The 17,345-nt window shown below is 70.0% G+C and carries 9 protein-coding genes; 6 read left to right on the plus strand and 3 right to left on the minus strand.

Annotation, left to right across the window (positions count from 1 at the left end; genetic code table 11):
* The 3 genes from AB0G47_RS22085 to AB0G47_RS22095 form a co-directional block, all read left to right on the plus strand.
* On the plus strand, positions 1 to 1,578 hold a 1,578-nt coding region (locus AB0G47_RS22085), incomplete at its 5' end, for an alpha/beta fold hydrolase (protein WP_360772457.1).
* A gap of 42 nt (positions 1,579 to 1,620) precedes the next feature.
* Positions 1,621 to 2,610 (plus strand): threonine/serine dehydratase, encoded by a 990-nt coding sequence (locus AB0G47_RS22090; RefSeq protein WP_360772460.1) that lies wholly within the window; start codon positions 1,621 to 1,623, stop codon positions 2,608 to 2,610.
* A 727-nt stretch (positions 2,611 to 3,337) separates the two neighbouring features.
* A complete protein-coding gene (locus tag AB0G47_RS22095; protein WP_360772463.1) occupies positions 3,338 to 4,354 on the plus strand; it encodes an aldo/keto reductase family protein in 1,017 nt (338 codons plus the stop codon).
* Between the two features lie 119 nt (positions 4,355 to 4,473).
* Here AB0G47_RS22095 and AB0G47_RS22100 read toward each other — a convergent pair whose 3' ends face one another.
* The 3 genes from AB0G47_RS22100 to AB0G47_RS22110 all read right to left on the minus strand — a co-directional run bounded on the left by AB0G47_RS22100 (position 4,474) and on the right by AB0G47_RS22110 (position 13,460).
* Positions 4,474 to 5,670, minus strand: a complete 1,197-nt coding sequence (locus tag AB0G47_RS22100) for a cytochrome P450 (RefSeq protein ID WP_360772466.1) — start codon at positions 5,668 to 5,670, stop codon at positions 4,474 to 4,476.
* Positions 5,667 to 5,897, minus strand: a complete 231-nt coding sequence (locus AB0G47_RS22105; RefSeq protein WP_360772469.1) for an MbtH family protein — start codon at positions 5,895 to 5,897, stop codon at positions 5,667 to 5,669. The genes AB0G47_RS22100 and AB0G47_RS22105 overlap by 4 nt, the downstream gene beginning before the upstream one ends.
* 99 nt (positions 5,898 to 5,996) lie before the next feature.
* Entirely contained in the window at positions 5,997 to 13,460 is a 7,464-nt protein-coding gene (locus AB0G47_RS22110) for an amino acid adenylation domain-containing protein (RefSeq protein WP_360772472.1), read from the minus strand.
* Between the two features lie 488 nt (positions 13,461 to 13,948).
* On the opposite strand from AB0G47_RS22110, the gene AB0G47_RS22115 reads away from it, so the two are divergent.
* The 3 genes from AB0G47_RS22115 (at position 13,949) to AB0G47_RS22125 (ending at position 17,241) form a co-directional block, all read left to right on the plus strand.
* Positions 13,949 to 14,809, plus strand: coding sequence for a methyltransferase domain-containing protein (locus AB0G47_RS22115; protein ID WP_360772474.1), 861 nt, complete (start codon positions 13,949 to 13,951; stop codon positions 14,807 to 14,809).
* Between the two features lie 288 nt (positions 14,810 to 15,097).
* Positions 15,098 to 16,231 carry a tryptophan dimethylallyltransferase family protein gene (locus tag AB0G47_RS22120; RefSeq protein ID WP_360772477.1) on the plus strand — a complete coding sequence of 378 codons (1,134 nt, stop codon included), beginning with the start codon at positions 15,098 to 15,100 and terminating at the stop codon, positions 16,229 to 16,231.
* A 146-nt stretch (positions 16,232 to 16,377) separates the two neighbouring features.
* Positions 16,378 to 17,241, plus strand: a complete 864-nt coding sequence (locus AB0G47_RS22125) for a methyltransferase domain-containing protein (RefSeq protein ID WP_360772480.1) — start codon at positions 16,378 to 16,380, stop codon at positions 17,239 to 17,241.
* The last annotated feature ends 104 nt before the right edge of the window (positions 17,242 to 17,345 follow it).

The raw sequence follows: 17,345 nt of genomic DNA on the forward strand, positions 1-17,345 counted from the left end.
GACAACATGCGGGCGTTCGTGCTGGACGCGGGGCTGCGTCCGGTGCCGGTGGGGGTGGCGGGTGAGTTGTATCTGGCCGGGGCCGGGCTGGCGCGTGGGTATGTGGGGCGTGCGGGGCTGACCGGGGAGCGGTTTGTGGCCTGCCCGTTCGGCGGGGTGGGTGAGCGGATGTATCGGACCGGGGATGTGGTGCGCTGGAACGCGCGGGGCGTGCTGGAGTTCCTGGGCCGCGGGGATGACCAGGTCAAGGTGCGTGGTTTCCGTATTGAGCTGGGTGAGGTGGAGGCGGCGCTGTCGCGGTGTGCGGGGGTGGTGCAGGCGGTTGCGGTGGTGCGGGAGGACCGTCCGGGGGACAAGCGTCTGATCGGTTACGTCGTCACCGATGCCGGCCGTTCCGTCAGCGCGGAGAGGGTCCGTGACGCGGTCGCGGCCGCCCTGCCCGACTACATGGTCCCGGCCGCTGTGGTCGTCCTGGATGAGATCCCGTTGACGGTGAACGGGAAGGTGGACCGTAAGGCGTTGCCTGCACCTGACTTCACCGCGGCGGGTGAGGGCCGTGCCCCGGCCACTCCGCAGGAGGAGATCCTGTGCGGGATCTTCGCCGAGGTGCTCGGTCTGCCACAGGTCGGGGTGGACGACGGATTCTTCGAACTCGGCGGCGACTCGCTCCTGGCGACGCGCCTGGTAAGCCGGGTGCGGGCCGTCCTGGGCGTCGACGTCAGCATTCGGGCGCTGTTCGAAGCGCCCACCGTGGCGGAGCTGGCGGCGGGGCTCGGCGGGGCATCGACACCGAGGGACGCCCTCGGCGTGCTCCTGCCGCTACGGAAGAGCGGCAGCCGCGCACCTCTCTTCTGTGTGCACCCCGGCATCGGCCTGAGCTGGTGCTACACGCCGCTGCTGCGCAGCATGCCTTCGGGCTATCCGCTGTACGGAATACAGGCTCGCGGGTTCGTCGGGCCGGCCGAACTGCCCCGCACCGTACGGGAGATGGCCAAGGACTACGTTCAGGAGATCCGCAGCGTCCAGGAGACGGGCCCCTACCACCTGCTCGGGTGGTCCCTCGGCGGCATCGTCGCCCACGAGGTGGCGGTACAGCTTCAGGAGTCGGGCGAGGAGGTCGAGACGCTCGTGCTCCTCGATCCGTACCCCCGCGAGCAGGCGGTGGACACCTCATCGCTGAGCGACGCGGAACTGCTGGCGGTAGCGGTGCAGGGGCTCGGCGTCTCGATCGACCCGGCGGAGGCCGACGACGTCGATGCCGTACTCGAGGCCTTCCGGGAGCAGGGCGGCATCTTGGGCAGCCTCGCCGATGAGGCAGCCGGATCCCTCGCCGACGTCTTCCGGAACAACACCGGAATTCAGCACGGCCATGTGCCGGGCGAGTTCGCGGGCAACGCGCTGATCTTCACCTCGACGGCGGGCGCCGATGAGCCGGACGGGGCGGAACAGCGATGGCGGCCCTTCGTCTCCGGTGAGATCGAAGAGGTCAATGTGCCCTATGGGCATGAGGAGTTGGCGCGGCCGGACGTGCTCGCAGAGGTCTGGCAGAGGCTCCAGTCCTCGCGTCAGCGCTGGTAGTACCCGTGGAAGCCATTCGGATTCTAGGTGGGGAAGGCGCTCATGCTGATCAGTGATGTGGAGCGGGCAGCCGGACGGATCGCGGGAAGAGCGATCCGAACGCCGGTACTTCGGTTGCCCGCTCTGGACGCCGCGGTGGGTGCGAAGGTCGCCCTGAAGGCAGAGATGTACCAGCACAGCAACGCGTTCAAGTTCCGAGGAGCGCTGAACAAGATGCTGATGCTCGGCCCCGCGTCGCTGCGCAGGGGAGTGGTGGCGGGCTCGTCGGGCAATCACGGCAGGGCGGTCGCGCAGCTCGCCGAGAGCTTTGGTGTCCCGGCCCTGCTCGTGCTTCCCCGGGACGTGTCCGAGCTCAAGCTGGCGGCGGTGCGCCGCCACGGCGCCACCGTCGTCACGTACGACCCGGAAAGTGACGACCGTGACACGATCACGGCGGCGCTCGCCGCCGAGCGCGGCCTCCCGGTGCTGCCGTCGTCGGACGACCCGGATGTGGCGGCCGGGCACGGCACCGTGGCGCTGGAACTTTTCGCCGACGCAGGGCACTTGGATCAGCTCATCGTGCCGGTCGGCGGCGGCGGTCTCGCGGCCGGATGCGCCACCGTGGCCAAGGCGCTCAACCCGACAATCAAGGTGATCGGCGTCGAACCGGAGGACGCCGACGACACGGCTCGCTCGCTGCGGGCCGGCCGGCGGGTCATCGTTCCGCCCCCGAGGACCCTCGCCGACGGTCTGCGTCATCGCACACCCGGACGTTTCACGTTCGACGTGAACCGAGCGTTGCTCGACGGGATCGAGACCGTTTCCGATCACGAGATAGCGGGAGCGATGGGATTTTTGTGGAAGCACGACCGGCTGGTGGTCGAGCCGAGCGGTGCGTGTGCCGCGGCTGCCGTCCTGAGGCTGCGGGCCGGGGCGCCGGAAGAGCGGATAGGCGTCGTCCTGTCCGGCGGGAACATCGCAGTCGACCGCTTTCACGAGATCATCGGGTCCGTCAGAAGCGGGGAGCGAATGATGTCCGTGCTGGAGAGCTGATCGCGAGTCATCCCCCGCTTCGAGTGGTGAGGGTTGCCCGGCGGGCAGTGAGGCCGACGGTTCTCAACTTTTGTCGCGGGGGTCGGGTGCGCGCTGTTCGGCAGGCGGCGGATTTCGCTGGTTGAGGGGGCCAAGCGGCGCAGTAGTTCCGCATACGGCGTCGTGTGCGTGCCAACGGGGCTTCTCAACTCCGAACCAGAATAGGACACTTGACTGGGGGGCAAGGGGTCGCAGGTTCAAATCCTGTCGTCCCGACAGTGATGTCGGATATTTCCGCAGCTCAGGGCTCATCTTCGGATGGGCCCTGAGGCCTTTTCGGGGTGAGTGGTGGGACCGGGGGGGAGCATCTCGTGCTCCCCCCGCTCCCAGCCCGCCGGAGTCTGGGAGCGACGTCAAGAGTCGATTGACGGTCGGTCGCCCGTTGGTGTCGCTCATGGTGGAAATCTCTGCCGCTCGGGGCCGGTGTATCAGTCAAGTGCTCAGGGCTGTGCCCCCTTGTCCGTCTTCTCGTCGACTGCTGTCCACCCTGGTGCGGGTCGCCGGACGAACACCAGGTCCGGCGCTGGGCGTCCTGGCGCCGCTGGGTCACCCTCCGGCGACGCCGCCACCAGGCCCGATCCCACGCCAGCCGCTACCAGAGACAAGCCGCCCAGATTCGACGGCGATCTCGCCCTAGTCAATTGCGCATTCGCCGGAACGATCCCAATTCCGTTGATAATTTGGGGTCATGGAATTTTGCCATCTGGGACGCAGTGGTTTAATTGTCAGTCAGATTGCGTACGGCAACTGGCTGACCCGGAGCTCATCGAGAAGCGAAGAGACGGAACTCGCCTGCGTGCGGGCCGCACTTGACGCCGGAATCACCACCTTCGACACCGCGGACGTCTATGCGGACGCCCACGCGGAGGAATCCCTCGGCCGGGCACTGAAGGGAGAGCGGCGGGAGGGCCTGGAGATTCTCACCAAGGTCTTCGCGCCTGCCGGGCCCGGCCGTAACGACATGGGGCTCTCGCGCAAGCACATACGGGAGTCGATCGACAACTCCCTGCGCCGGCTTGGCACGGACCACGTGGATGTCTACCAGGCCCATCGGTTCGATCTCTCGACCCCGCTCGAGGAGACCATGGAAGCGCTGGCCGACGTGGTGCACTCAGGCAAGGCGCACTACATCGGTGTCTCCGAATGGACCGCGGACCAGATCAGGCGCGGGCACGCTCTCGCCCGGGAGCTCAAGATCCCCCTGGTGTCCAACCAGCCGCAGTATTCGGCCCTGTGGCGGGTGCCCGAGGCCGAGGTGATTCCGGCCTGCGAGGAGCTCGGTGTCGGGCAGATCGTCTGGTCGCCACTGGCCCAAGGCGTGCTGACCGGCAAGTACCTGCCGGGCGGGAAGTGGCCGGAGGGCTCCCGGGCGACGGACTCGAACGACGGCTCGGCGGAATTGGCCGCCTGGCTGACGGACGATGTCCTCGGCCGGGTGCAGCAGCTCCGGCCGATCGCCGCCGACGGTGGCCTGACGGTCGCTCAACTCTCGCTCGCCTGGGTGCTCCAGAACCCCAATGTCTGTGCCGCCGTGCTCGGCGCGTCCCGGCCCGAGCAGATCACCGACAACGTCAAGGCGGTCGGCATCAGGCTGGACGACGAGGTCATGGCCCGGATCGATGCCGTGCTCGGTCCGGTGGCCCATCGTGACCCTGCGGCCACGGTCGCCATGAGTCCCCCGTCCCCCGACTGGCGGCTCGCCTGACGGTCCGGATAAGGGGCTCCCCGCGGACGTACGACATGTCCGCGGGGAGGCCTTTCACCAAGCCCTGTGCATCCACCAAGCCCTGAGCATCCACCAAGTCCGGTGGATATAGCGGAAATTCACCAGGCGACCGGCAACCGCAGCAGGCTCCGTACCTGCATTCCGTCCTTCCACTCCAGCGAATCCAGGGGAACGGCACACCGCATTCCGGGAAGTCGCGCGAACAGCGCCTCCAGCGCCACCTGCATTTCAAGGCGGGCCAGCGGCGCACCCAGGCAGCGGTGGATTCCGTACCCGAATCCCAGATGGGGATTGTGCTCCCGGGTGAGGTCGAATCGGTCCGCGTTCTCGAATACCGATTCATCGCGGTTGGCCGAGGGAATGGCGGGCAGCACGGACTCGCCCGCACGGACCAGCGTTCCGCTCAGCTCGATGTCCTCGGTGGCGTAGCGCGCGAAGGTGACATGGGAGATGAGGGGCACATAACGCAGCAGTTCCTCGATCGCCCTCGGCATCAACTTGGGCCTGCTCCTGAGCAGTTCCAGCTGCTCGGGGTGGGTGAACAGAACGTAGAGGGAGTCGATGAGCTGCGACGAGACCGTCTCGTGCCCCGCGATCAGCAGGACGCTCGCCAGCTCCACCAGCTCCTTCTCGGAGAGCCTGTCCTCCTCGTCGCTGGCCTTGACCATGGCGCTGATCAGGTCGTCCTGCGGCCGCTCGCGGCGGCTGACCATCAGCCGCGCGATGTATCCGTGCAGCCGCTCGGTGTCCGCCTCGATCTCCTCCTCCGTCATCACGGTCGTGGCGGAGAATGCGTCGAGCCAGCCGCGGAACCGCTCACGGTCCTCGAAGGGGACGCCGAGCAGATCACAGACGACCGTACCGGCGAAGGGCACCGCGAACCCTTCCATGAGATCACCGGGCGGCCCCTGGGCCACGAGCCCGTCGATCAGCCGGTGAGCCTCCCCTTCGATCCGGGAACGCAGCAGCTCGACCCGGCGAACCGTGAAGACCTTGGCCAGGAGCCGGCGCAGCCGGGTGTGGTCGGGCGAGTCCATGCCCAGGATGCTGGTGTGGATGGGCAGTGGGGTGAGACGGGACTCGTCGTGCTCGGCCGCCTTCGCACGGCTGAACCGGGGATCCCCGAGGATCTTCTTCATGTCCGCGTGCTTGGTGACCAGCCAGGCGTCTTCGCCGAAAGGGCAGCCCACCCGCAGGACGGGTTCTTCCTGGCGCAGCTTTTCGTACAGCGGATCGACGTCCAGGGCGACCGCTTCGCTGAAGGGATAGCTGCGGGGTGACGGCTGGTCACTCATGCGGACCGCACCTCCGTGAACCGGTCGTAGTGCTCGACGAGGCTCTTGGGCCGCATGTCGGTCCAGTTCTCCTCGACGTACGTGAGGCACTCCTGGTGGGAGGCGGGGCCATGGACCGTGGTCCACCCCGCGGGCACGGTGGCGAAGGACGGCCATAAGGAGTGCTGTCCCTCGTCGTTGACCAGCACCGAGAAGGTGCCCTCGGTGTCGTCCCAGGGGTTGCTCATGATGCGTGCCTTTCCATGGGTGACTGGATGAGCGGGTGACTGGATGAGGTGATGGCGTGGTGGTGCCGCGGCCAGGTCCCGGCCGCGTGACGGTGGTGCTCAGCGAGCGGGCGGCGGGAAGAAGCCGGACGCGACGAAGTAGTCGGCGTAGGTCCGGATGAGCGCGCCGTCCAGGGCCGGGAACGCGGGCCCTGAATCCGCAAGGCCGGTCAGGGTGTTGGCCCGGTGGAGACGGATCTGCCCCAGGCGGGACAGCGCGGGCAGCGTGTCGGTGAGCAGCACGGCCGCGTCGAGGAGTCCCGCGCCTGCCGACCGGTCCGCCTCGGCGTCCGCCTGCCGGCGCAGGGCCCGGGTCCAGTCGTCGAGGCCCATGGTGTCCAAGTGATAGCCGTACGCCCGCAGATGGCCGAGGACCGTGTCGAAGGGGACGGGTTCGGGGCACGTGAGATGGTGCGCCAGACCGAGGCTGCCGGGGCGGCGGGAGAGATGGACGAGGGCGGCCGCGGCGTGGTCCACGGGGATCAGGTCGACCACGGGCGGCGGGTCGTCCTGACCGGCCGGGCGCGGCGCGGCCCCGATGACGAGCATGGCCCGCACGAGCTGCCAGAGCACGTCCTTGCTGGAACCGGCCCCACTGACGGTGTGTCCGCTCACCCGGCCGAACCGGTACACGCTCACCGGGAGCCCGCGCTCGCCCGCCTCCCACACGAGCTGCTCCGCCGCCCACTTGCTGGCCGTGTAGCCGCCCGGCATGAGGGACTCCGGGCGTACCCGGTGGGACTCGGGCACGGGGGCGAGGCCCTCGAAATCCTCGTCGGTGCTCACGGAAACCGCGGCCGTCGAGACATGGTGGACCGGCACCGGGACCGAGCGAGCCGCAAGGCGAAGGACCTCCTGGGTGCCGGACACGTTGGCCGCCCTCAACCGGGCATACGGTTCAACCGCGTTGACCCGCGCGCCATTGTGATAGATGACGTCAGTCAGGTCCGCCAGGGCGTCGAACCGCTCCGAGGAGAGGCCGAGCAGGGGCTTCTCCAGATCGCCGGGCACGGGCACGATCCGGCTGCGGGTGAACTCGTTCCACAGCCCGTACTCCACCAGGCTCCGCCGGACGCGCCTGGCCGCCTGCTCGGTGTCGTCCGCGCGGACCAGACAGTGGATGTCGGCACTCGTACGGTCGAGGAGTTCGCGCAGGAGGAAGGCGCCGAGGAAGCCCGTCGCGCCCGTCAGCAGGATGTTCTCGTGGTCCCTTGTGTCGCCGGACTGGCCCTCCCGCCGGGGCCCGACGGTGATCCGCGGGTCGAGCACGGCGTCCGCCGCGAGGCCGGCCGGGCCCGGAGCGCACGCGTCCGCCCCGCGCGGGTCGATCGGCGTGGTCGGCCCGTCGACGGCCTCGAGGAGCGCCGCCACCGACTGCCGTTCGAAGAGGGTACGGACGGGCAGTTCCACGCCCAGACGGCGGCGGATCCCGCTGATCACCCGGGTCACGAGCAGGGAGTGCCCGCCCAGGTCGAAGAAGCTGTCGTCGATGGTGACCTGTGGGACGTCCAGGACCTCGGCGTACAGCTCGCACAGGATGCGCTCGCGCGGATTGCGCGGCGCCCGGCCGGCCGACAGCGTCGCGAAGTCCGGCGCGGGGAGCGCGGCCCGGTCCACCTTGCCCGTCGCCGCGAGCGGCAGCGCGTCGAGGACCGTCACCGAGGCGGGGACCATGTAGTCGGGCAGCAGGCCGGCCAGATGGGAGCGCAGTTCAAGGCCGTTCAGGTCGGCCGGGTGACCGGCGGGCACGGCGTATCCGGCGAGGCAGGTGGCGCCGCGGCTGTCCTTGCGCGGGACGACCACGGCCTGCGCGACATCCGGATGGGCGCTCAGCGCGGCCTCGACCTCGCCCGGCTCGACGCGGAACCCCCGGATCTTGACCTGCCCGTCGGCGCGGCCCAGGTACTCCAGTTCCCCGGCACGGTTCCAGCGCACGATGTCGCCCGTGCGGTACATCCGGGAGCCGGGGGCGCCGAACGGGTCCGCCACGAACCGGTCGGCCGTCAGCCCCGGCCGGTGCAGATAGCCGCGGGCGAGTCCGGCCCCGGAGACGTGCAGCTCGCCGGGGATCCCGGGCGGCACGAGACACAGGTCGCGGTCGAGGACATAGGTGCTCGCGCCCACGGTGGGCCTGCCGATCGGAGGCGTACCGCCGCCGGAGAGCGGGGAGCTGAGCGTGGCGCACACGGTGGTCTCGGTCGGGCCGTAGCCGTTGATGAAACGGCGTCCGGCCGACCAGCGCCGGACCGTCTCCCCGGACGACGCCTCACCCGAGACGATCAGTGCGGACAGGGACGTCAGCTGAGCGGGCTCCAGCACGGTCAGCGCGGCCGGGGGCAGCGTCGCGTGGGTGACGGCGTGTCGCTCGACCAGGTCAGCCAACCCGGGCCCGGGCGCGGTGAGTTCGGCCGGTGCCATGACCAGCGTGGCGCCGGTCAGGAGTCCGCCGCACAGCTCCCACACGGCGCCGTCGAAGCTGTGCGACGCGAACTGGAGGATCCGGCTCGACGCCGTCACCCCGAACCGCCGCAGCTGCGCCTCGGTGACACCGGAGAAACCGGAGTGGGTCACCACGACGCCCTTGGGCCGTCCTGTGGACCCGGACGTGTAGATGGCGTACGCGGGACTGGTGTCCGTCAGCGGGCGTACCCGCTCGCCGTCGGCTACGTCCGTCTCCCGGCACAGGCCGACGGCGTGCCGGGTCTCGGCCCGGTCCAGGACGACTCGGCGCATACCGGGGGTGCCGGGAACATCCGGCAACGGAAGCGAGGTGCCGGAGTCGGTGAGGAGCAGCGCCGGACGGACGTCCTCGAGCATGAACCGGAGCCGCGACGCGGGGTAGTTCGCGTCCAGCGGCAGATAGGCGCCTCCCGCCTTCAACACGGCGAGGGTGGCGATGACCGAGTCGACCGTACGGGGCAGCGCGATGGCCACGTACTGCTCGGGGCCGATGCCGCAGCCGACGAGATACCGGGCGAGCCGGTTCGCCCGGGCATTCAGCTGACGGTACGTCAACTTCCTTACGGGTCCCACTCCGTCGTCGAAGAGCAGCGCCGTCGCCTCCGGTGCCCGCTCGACCTGCGCCTCGAACAGATCGGGCAGGGGCAGCCGCGGTACGTCCCGCACGCTGTCGCGGCCCTGCGCAAGGAGCCTTTCCCGCTCGTCGGCGAGTACCACGTCGAGCGCGCCGATCCGCTGCCCGGGGTCGGCGGTGACCGCGTCGAGGAAACGCAGGAACCGTTGGACGAGACGCTCGACGCTACCCCGGTCGAACAGATCGGTGCTGTACTCCGCCACCCCGTCCATGCCCTGCGGGCGCTGGTCGGCGCCCCGGGACTCCCGCAGGCTCAGCGAAAGGTCGAACCGGCAGGCACCGGTGCTCACCGGGCGCTCCCCGACGGTCAGGCCCGGCAGCTCCGGCGCACCCTGTGGAGCGTTCTGGAGGGCGAGCATCACCTGGAACAGGGGGTGGTGGGCCGTCCCGCGCGCCGGGGCGAGGGCGTCCACGAGGCGCTCGAACGGCATGTCCTGATGGGCGTACGCGGCGAGGTCGGTCTCCCGCACCCGGGCGAGCAGATCTCGGAAGGCGGGGTTCCCCGAGGTGTCGGTGCGCAGCACCAGGGTGTTGACGAAGAACCCCACAAGACCGTCCAGGGCATGGTCTGTGCGGCCCGCGACCGGGGTACCGATCGCGATGTCGTGGCCCGCGCCCAGTTTGGTCAGCAAGGTGGCGAGCGTGGCGTGCACCACCATGAACGGGCTCGCCCCGCACCGCCCTGCCAGGTCCACGATCCGCCGGTGCAGATCGGCGTCCACGGTGAAGTGCAGGGTGTCGCCGCGGTGCGACGCGGTCCGCGGCCGGGGCCGGTCCAGGGGGAGTTCGGCGCACTCGGGCAGCCCGGTCAGGGCACCGGTCCAATAGGCGATCTGGCGGGCGGCCGGACTGCCGGGGTCGTCCTCGTCGCCCAGGAGCCGGCGCTGCCACAGGGTGTAGTCCGTGTACTGGACCGGCAGGGGTTCCGTGCCCGGGGCCTCACCGGAACGGCGCGCGGCGTAGGCGGTGGCGAGATCCTGCCACAGTGGTGCAAGGGACCATCCGTCGCAGGCGATGTGATGGATGGTCAGTGCCAGGACGTGACGGTCCGGGGCCGTGGTGAACAGGTGGGCCCTGACCGGGACTTCGCTCGCCAGGTCGAACGGGCGGCGTACCGCTGCGGCCACCGCCGCGTCGAGTTCCGCGGGCGTCACCGTGCTGATGTCCAGCGGCGGCCGTGCGGCCGCGCCGTCCAGGACGAGCTGTCGGGGCACACCGGCCGTTTCGGGAAAGACCGTCCGCAGGCTCTCGTGGCGCTCAAGGACATCGCCGAGCGCGGCTTCGAGAGCTGTCCGGTCAAGGTCGCCCTTCAGTTCAAGGACGAGGGGGACGTTGTACGTCGCGCTCGGACCCTGGAGCCGGTCGAGGAACCACAGGCGGCGCTGTGCGAAGGACAGCGGTATCCGATCCGGGCGCTCCATGGGCTGGAGCGGGGGCCGGTCGCCTGCCGACGCCTGGCGCACGGCCTCGGCAAGGCCGGCGACGGTCGGTGCCTCGAAGACGCTGCGCACCGGCAGCTCGAGGCCGAGCGCCGACCGCAGCCGGGAGCTGAGACGGGTGGCCGACAGGGAGTGCCCGCCGAGCGCGAAGAAGCTGTCGTCGATGGTGACCCTGGACACGCCGAGGATGTCGGCGAACAGCCCGCACAGCAGCTCTTCGAGGGGGTTGCGGGGCGGCCGCCCGTCCTCGGCGGAGCGGATGTCGGGCTCCGGAAGTCGGCGCCGGTCCACCTTGCCGTGCGGCGTCAGGGGCAGGGTCTCAAGGACCACCGTGGCGGCCGGGACCAGGTACTCGGGTAATCGCCCCCGCAGGAAGTCACGGACCGAGGAGACCAGGGCGCCGGTGTCGCGCGCAGTCGCGGGGGCGTTGACCAGCGAGGTGAGCGCCGTACCTGCCGGTGCCGGGGCGGCGGCGCCGGGTGCGCCGGGCAGGCGGCGGGTCAGCACGACGTCCAGGGCGTCATCGATGGTGGCCGACCAAGTGGCGGACGCCCGGAGCCCCAACTGGGCCGCACATTCGTGCAGTTGCTCCAGTACGAGGGGCTCGACGTCGTCCTGACCGCTCAGCGGGCGGACCTGGCCCGGGCCGCCCACACCGTCGAGGGCCCGCAGCGCCGCGGCAACGGGTGCCATCCGGTGGTCGGGCACGCCGGTGAGGCGGATGTCGACGGGCCGTCCGGCGTCGAGGCGCCCGGCCAGCGATTCCAGATCCGATACGTCCTGACCCCACCGCAGCTCTTCCACGGGCGGTTCGGGAGCCGCTTCGTGTCCGGCCTTCCGCAGGACGGCGTCGTAGCGATAGCGGGTCAGCTCGTTGACGTACCGTCCCTGCTTCACCCGCACCTCGCTGCCGCCGATGCCGGGAACGGCACCCGCCAGTTCGGTGAAGAACGCCGGGTCGACCAGGAGCTCCTTCTCCCGGACCATGCCGTGCTCGACGGCCGCCCGGAATGCGCCGGGGCTCGACGGCAGGTCCGGGCGGCGCAGCTGGACGTCGGTGTGGAAGGCGCGAAGGAGGCGCAGGTTGCGTACGTCCCCGATGAAGACGGACCCACCGGGGACGAGCAGTTCGACGGCCTTGGCCAGGACGTCCGTGAGGTAGTGGGCGTCGGGGAAGTACTGGGTGACGGAGTTGACGACGACGGTGTCGAAGAAGTCGACGGGCAGACCGCTGATGTCGTCGGCCGCACGGGCGCGCAGCTCGATCCGGTCCGCGAGCGAGGCGTCCCGGCGCACCAGTCCCGTCAGCGCCTCGATGACCTGGCCGGACAGGTCCGTTCCCCAGTAGGCGTCACACTGCGGAGCAAGGCGGGACATCAGCAGGCCGGTGCCCACGCCTATCTCCAGGACGCGACGCGGGTTGAGTTCGCGGATGCGCTCCACGGTCGCGTCGCGCCACTCCCGCATCTGCTCCGTCGGAATGGGCTGTCCGTCGTAACTGCTGTGCCAGCCGGAGAAGTCCTCGCCGAAGTGCGCCCGGGCGACATCGCTGTACAGCGAGTCGTAGATCCCCTGCCACTCGCTCACCGAGTCCGCGTGCGGGGCGCCCTGCCCGGGCCCGGCCTCATCGGCGGGCACGACGTAGCCGACGAGCCGTTTGTGCCCGGGCCGGTCCTCCCTGGTCACGACCGCGGCCTGGGCGACACCCGGGTGCTCCGAGAGGACGGCCTCCACCTCGCCGGGCTCGACACGGAAACCGCGAATCTTCACCTGGTCGTCGCTGCGGCCCACGAACTCGAGGAGACCGTCCGGCCCGCCGCGCACCAGGTCACCGGTGCGGAAGAGACGGGCGCCGGGCTCTCCCAGCGGGTCGGCGACAAACCGCTCGGCGGTCAGGTCGGGGCGATTCCAGTAGCCACGGGCCAGGCCCGAGCCGCCGATGTACAGTTCCCCGACCTCACCCGGCGGCACCGGGCGCAACTGCCCGTCGAGGACCTCGGTGCGCATGCCCGACATGGCGGCGCCGATGGGCACCACGGTGCCCGAGCCACCGGCGCCGGCGACCCGGTGGCAGGTGGCGAACGTCGTCGTCTCCGTCGGCCCGTAGCCGTTGACGACCGCCGTGCCGGGGCAGGCCCGCAGGACCCGGCGGACGGCCGCGGGCGAGACCGCGTCCCCGCCGGTCCACACTTCGCGCGCGCCTCGGAAGCACTGCGGGTCCTCCTCCGCGAGGACGGCGAACAGCCCGGCGGTCACCCACATTCCGGTGACCCCCGCATCCGAGACCGCCGAGGCGATGCCACGGGCGTCCAGTTCGCCCGGGGGCGCGACCACGACCGTCCCGCCGCACAGCAGCGGCACCCACATTTCGTAGGTGGACGCGTCGAAGGCGTGCGGCGAGTGCAGCAGGACCCGCTCGTGGGCGCCGCCGCGCCAGGCCTGGTCCCGGGCCAGGCCCACGACGTTCTCGTGGGTCACGGCCACGCCCTTGGGCGTACCGGTGGAGCCCGAGGTGAACATCACGTAGGCGAGCTGCCGCGGTTCGGCGGGGACGCCGGGGGACGCGGGGCCCTCGTGCCCGTCCGGTGCGCCGAGCGGCACCGGCAGGACCCGCGGCCCGGCGGCGCCGAACTCGGCCCGGGGACGTGGCCCGTCCGTCAGGATCAGCCGGGACCCGGTCTGCTCGACCATCGACCGCAGCCGCGAAGCGGGCTGCCGTGCGTCCAACGGCACATAGCAGGCACCGGACTTGACGACGGCGAGCAGCGACACCACGAGCTCGGCCGAGCGTTCCATCAGGACCGCCACGGTGGAACCCGGACCCACCCCCTCCGTGGCAAGGCGCCGGGCCAAGTGGTCGGAACGGGCGTCGAGTTCCCGGTACGTCAGGGCCGTGTCCTCCTCGGCACCGCAGATCAGTGCGGTCGCGTCGGGAGACAGCTCAGCCTGTCGCGCGAAGGCCTCCGGGAGGGAGTGGTGCTGTGCGGACACGCGTCAACTCCTCTGCGCCGGCTTCCCGGAGCACGGCGGTGCCGACATGCCGGTCGGCCGCACAGAGGGAAGGGCGCACTCAGTCGTCTGGTGAATGCGTCATCGAACGATGCGTAGCGATCATGTCGCAGAACGTGGCGATACGGATCGGCGCGGTGGCCAATTCGGCCGTTCTTGTAGCTGCCTGATCGGTCGTGTGGGGCTTTGTGGTCAATCCGCAGGTGCGATCGCTTCCGGAGGCGGTACCACCGGGGCGCGGGGCCCGGCCGCGCCACCGGACCACCGGGCGCAGGCGTGAGGTCTTCCGTCAGATATGCGGCCCGGAGATTGGCCGGAATGGAGTTCCGACGGGCGGTTCGTGGGAAATGTCGGGCAAAGCTCCGGCATGCTCCGCGCCGTACTGGGAAGATCCCGCTCGCTTTCGGCGACACGGCACAGGGGGACGCGGTGGAAGCCGCCGGTGAGTTACTGAAGGGGAGGCCAGGACCATGACTGCCGACAGGCACGGAGTCACAGCCGAAGTGGTCGGAGAACTCTACGACCAGGGAACCGAGTTGCTGAGCGCCCTCATGGGCGGCAGCCTGCACTACGGATACTGGGACGGCCCCGCCGACACCGGTTCCATGGCCGATGCGTCCCGGCGCATGACCGACCTCATGATCGACAAGCTCGCGGTGCGCAGGGGCGGACGGGTCCTCGACGTCGGCTGCGGTACCGGCGGACCGGCCCTCCGGCTCGCCCGGTCCACGGGCGCGGAGGTCGTCGGCATCACCATCAGCCGCGAACAGGTCCAGCTTGCGAACCTGGCGGCCGAGGCCGAACGGCTGGGCGGCCAGGTGAAGTTCGAACACGGCGACGCGGCCGACCTTCGCTTCGCCCCCGAGTCCTTCGACGCGGTGTGGCTGTTCGAGTCCCTGCTGCACATGCCCGATCCGCGGCACGTACTGAAGCAACTCGCCACGATCCTGCGACCCGGCGGTCGCCTCGTCATCGCCAACCTGGTGCAGCGAGCCCCGCTCACCGAGGCCGAGGAGGCCGGCCTCTCGGCGTACCTCCAGATGACCGGCATCGCCGCGATCGCCCCGCTGGACGACTATCCCGGCCTGATTACCCGCAGCGGGCTCGTGCTGGACGAGCTCCTCGACGTCTCCGACCACAGCGTCCGCAGGACCCTCGAGTGCGTCCTCGCCGGGCTCTCCGACGCCGTGGTCCCCGAGGTCGCGGAGACCGACGCGGCGAGCGAGGCACTCGGGCAGGCAAGGGCCATCGTGGAGCAGTTCGCCGCGACACGGGGCATCGGGTACGCGCTGGCCGTCGCCTCGAAACCGGTGCGCAAACTTCCTGGGTGAGATCTTCAGGCCGTTCTCGGCTCGACCCCGCGCAGACCGATACGACCCTGGGTAAGCGCAGGTGCGACCATGTGCGCACGACTGGCTACGGATTGCGGTCCTTCGCCGCCAACTCCACTTGTCCTGCGTAGTGGTGTTTCGGATGATGCTGAACATTGGCCGAAATAGCCGTACTTAGTGCTCCGTAGTCGAATGGATCTCTCCGGATGACGGATGTCTGCGATCACCGGATGAGACGATCCGATCGTTTGCGCCCGTTACGTGTTCCCAGTCGTGCAGGGAGAGTCAATGGAAGCTGCAGCTCTCACACCGGACACGGGAGTCGCCGCCGAGATGGTGGGACGGCCCGTGCGCTTCGAGTCCCGGAGGTACCAACCGACCGACAGCTACGCCGACATCGCTTGCGACAAGATCCTGCGCGGGAGCGAGGTGCTCGGTGCGAGCGAGAGCGAACGGCGCTCGCGACTCGCCCTGGTCCGCGAGCTGTTAGGGGCCTGGGGTGAACTCCCCGCAGGGAAGCCGCCCGAGCGCGCGTGCTGGGTCGCCATCGACGGCATGCCTTTCGAAGTGTCGTTCGCCTGGGCCGACGGCCAGAGCGAGCTGCGCCTTTCGCTCGAAACCCCGAGTCACCCGGGTACATCTCTGGCCCGCCAGGAAGACGGCAGGACTTTCACCCGCAGCCTGGCCGGCCGTCCGGGAGTCTCGATCGAGCGCTATCTCGCCGTCGAGGACCTCTTCACCGACCGGGACCCGCGCGGATACTTCTCGCTCTCCCACGGGGTTGCCTGGCGGGGCGGACACCCGCTCTACAAGATCTATCTCAACCCCGCCGTCGCCGGCCGCGAACACGCTGTTGCTCGCACGGAGGAGGCCATGATCCGGCTGGGCATGGAACGCCCCTGGCGCGCCCTCGCCGACCACTTGGGCGGCGTCCATGGCATCGCGCACGAGCCTGCCGCACTGGCCCTGGACCTGTCCGACGCCCGAGAGGCCCGCTGCAAGGTCTACCTCGCGCACACAGGTGTGACCGCCGATGACATCGATGCCCAGTCGGCCGTCGCCCGCGATCACATACCCGGTTCCTTCGCCCGTGCTCTCGAACGCGTCACCGGACGCCGCGAGTCCGGATGGCCGAAGCCCCCCGTCACTTGCTGGGGCTTCAGCTCTGCTCAGGACGCGCCGGGCGCCACGCTCTATGTGCCGCTCATCCCCGGTCACAGCGACGATGAGACCGCGCACGACCGCGTGGCGGCCTTCATGCGCGAGGAGAACGTGGACCCGGCGCCCTACACGGCTGCCCTCCACGCCCTGGCGGACGGCCCGCTGACGGAGTCGGTGACCCAGAACTTCCTCTCCTACCGCGGTGGTTCGGCCCCGCGCTTCGCCGTCTACCTCGCCCCGGGCACGTACCGCCCGGCCTGACGGCGGTGACCGGCCGGGCGCCACACCCCGGCCGGCCCTCGGGCGTGACCGAGAGGTTCTCGCACCGCCGCACGCCGTCCCGCAGGTCTCCCCAGGCACAGCCTTCGCTGCTGTGCCACCGTGCCGTTTCCCCGTCAGGAGGACATGTGTCGCAAGAGAGCCCCGCCCCCGTCGCCCAGCAGGCCGAGCCGATCGCCCCCGAGCAAGTCGGCACCTGGTACGACCAGTTCGGCGACGTCTATCACCAGACCATCGGCGACAGCCTGCACTGCGGTCTCTGGGTGCCCCCGGACGCGCCGCACCCCGCCGGCCTGGACCTGGTCACCCTCTCGTCCGAGGCACAGGACCGGTACACGGACTACCTGATCAGCGTCCTCCACCTCCGGCCCGGCCGGCGCTTCCTGGACATCGGCTGCGGCCCGGGCCGCCCGGCCGCCCGACTCGCCGAGCAGACCGGGGCACACGTCACGGGCATCTCCGTGAGCAAGGAGCAGATTGACCGTGCCAACCGGCTTGCGGCCGGCTCCGAACAACTCACCTTCGAGGTGGCCGATGCCACTCGGCTCCCCTACGACGACGAGTCGTTCGACGGTGCCTGGGCCGTGGAGAGCATCGGGCACATGGACCGGGCCAAGGCCCTCAAAGAGGCATGGCGCGTGCTCCGGCCCGGTGGTGAGTTACTCGTCCTGGAGGCCGTGCTCACCGCCGATCCGTCAGAGGCCGATAGCGCCCTCTACGATCAGGTCCTCGCCAGCAATCTCCCCCTGCGCATGCCGGAGTTCTTCGGCCTGGTCGAGGACGCGGGCTTCCACACCCTTGAACTCAAGGACCTGACGGCCAACCTCGCCTTGAGCATGGACGTGATGGAGCTTGTCTTCCGCGACCGGAGCGAGGAGATGGGTGAACGGTTCGGGCCCGAGTTCGCCGGGCAGATGGGTGTGGCCCTGCCGCGCGTTCGAGCGTTCATCCGCGAGAAGATCCGCTTCTTCCTGCTGTTGCTCCGCAAGTGATGCGGGGTCACCTTCGGGTGGCCCCTATTTCGTTTCTGGGAGCGACGTCAACCGGGGGTCGACGGATGGTCATCCGATCCGGTCGCTCCCACGGAGAGTCTCTG

The organism is Streptomyces sp. NPDC021622 (assembly GCF_040640795.1).
Classification (GTDB): Bacteria; Actinomycetota; Actinomycetes; order Streptomycetales; family Streptomycetaceae; genus Streptomyces.

Coding starts and splice junctions, on each gene's coding strand:
- AB0G47_RS22090 (WP_360772460.1), top strand. CDS start 1,621: ATGCTGATCAGTGATGTGGAGCGGGCAGCCGGACGGATCGCGGGAAGA.
- AB0G47_RS22095 (WP_360772463.1), top strand. CDS start 3,338: ATGGAATTTTGCCATCTGGGACGCAGTGGTTTAATTGTCAGTCAGATT.
- AB0G47_RS22100 (WP_360772466.1), bottom strand. CDS start 5,670: ATGAGTGACCAGCCGTCACCCCGCAGCTATCCCTTCAGCGAAGCGGTC.
- AB0G47_RS22105 (WP_360772469.1), bottom strand. CDS start 5,897: ATGAGCAACCCCTGGGACGACACCGAGGGCACCTTCTCGGTGCTGGTC.
- AB0G47_RS22115 (WP_360772474.1), top strand. CDS start 13,949: ATGACTGCCGACAGGCACGGAGTCACAGCCGAAGTGGTCGGAGAACTC.
- AB0G47_RS22120 (WP_360772477.1), top strand. CDS start 15,098: ATGGAAGCTGCAGCTCTCACACCGGACACGGGAGTCGCCGCCGAGATG.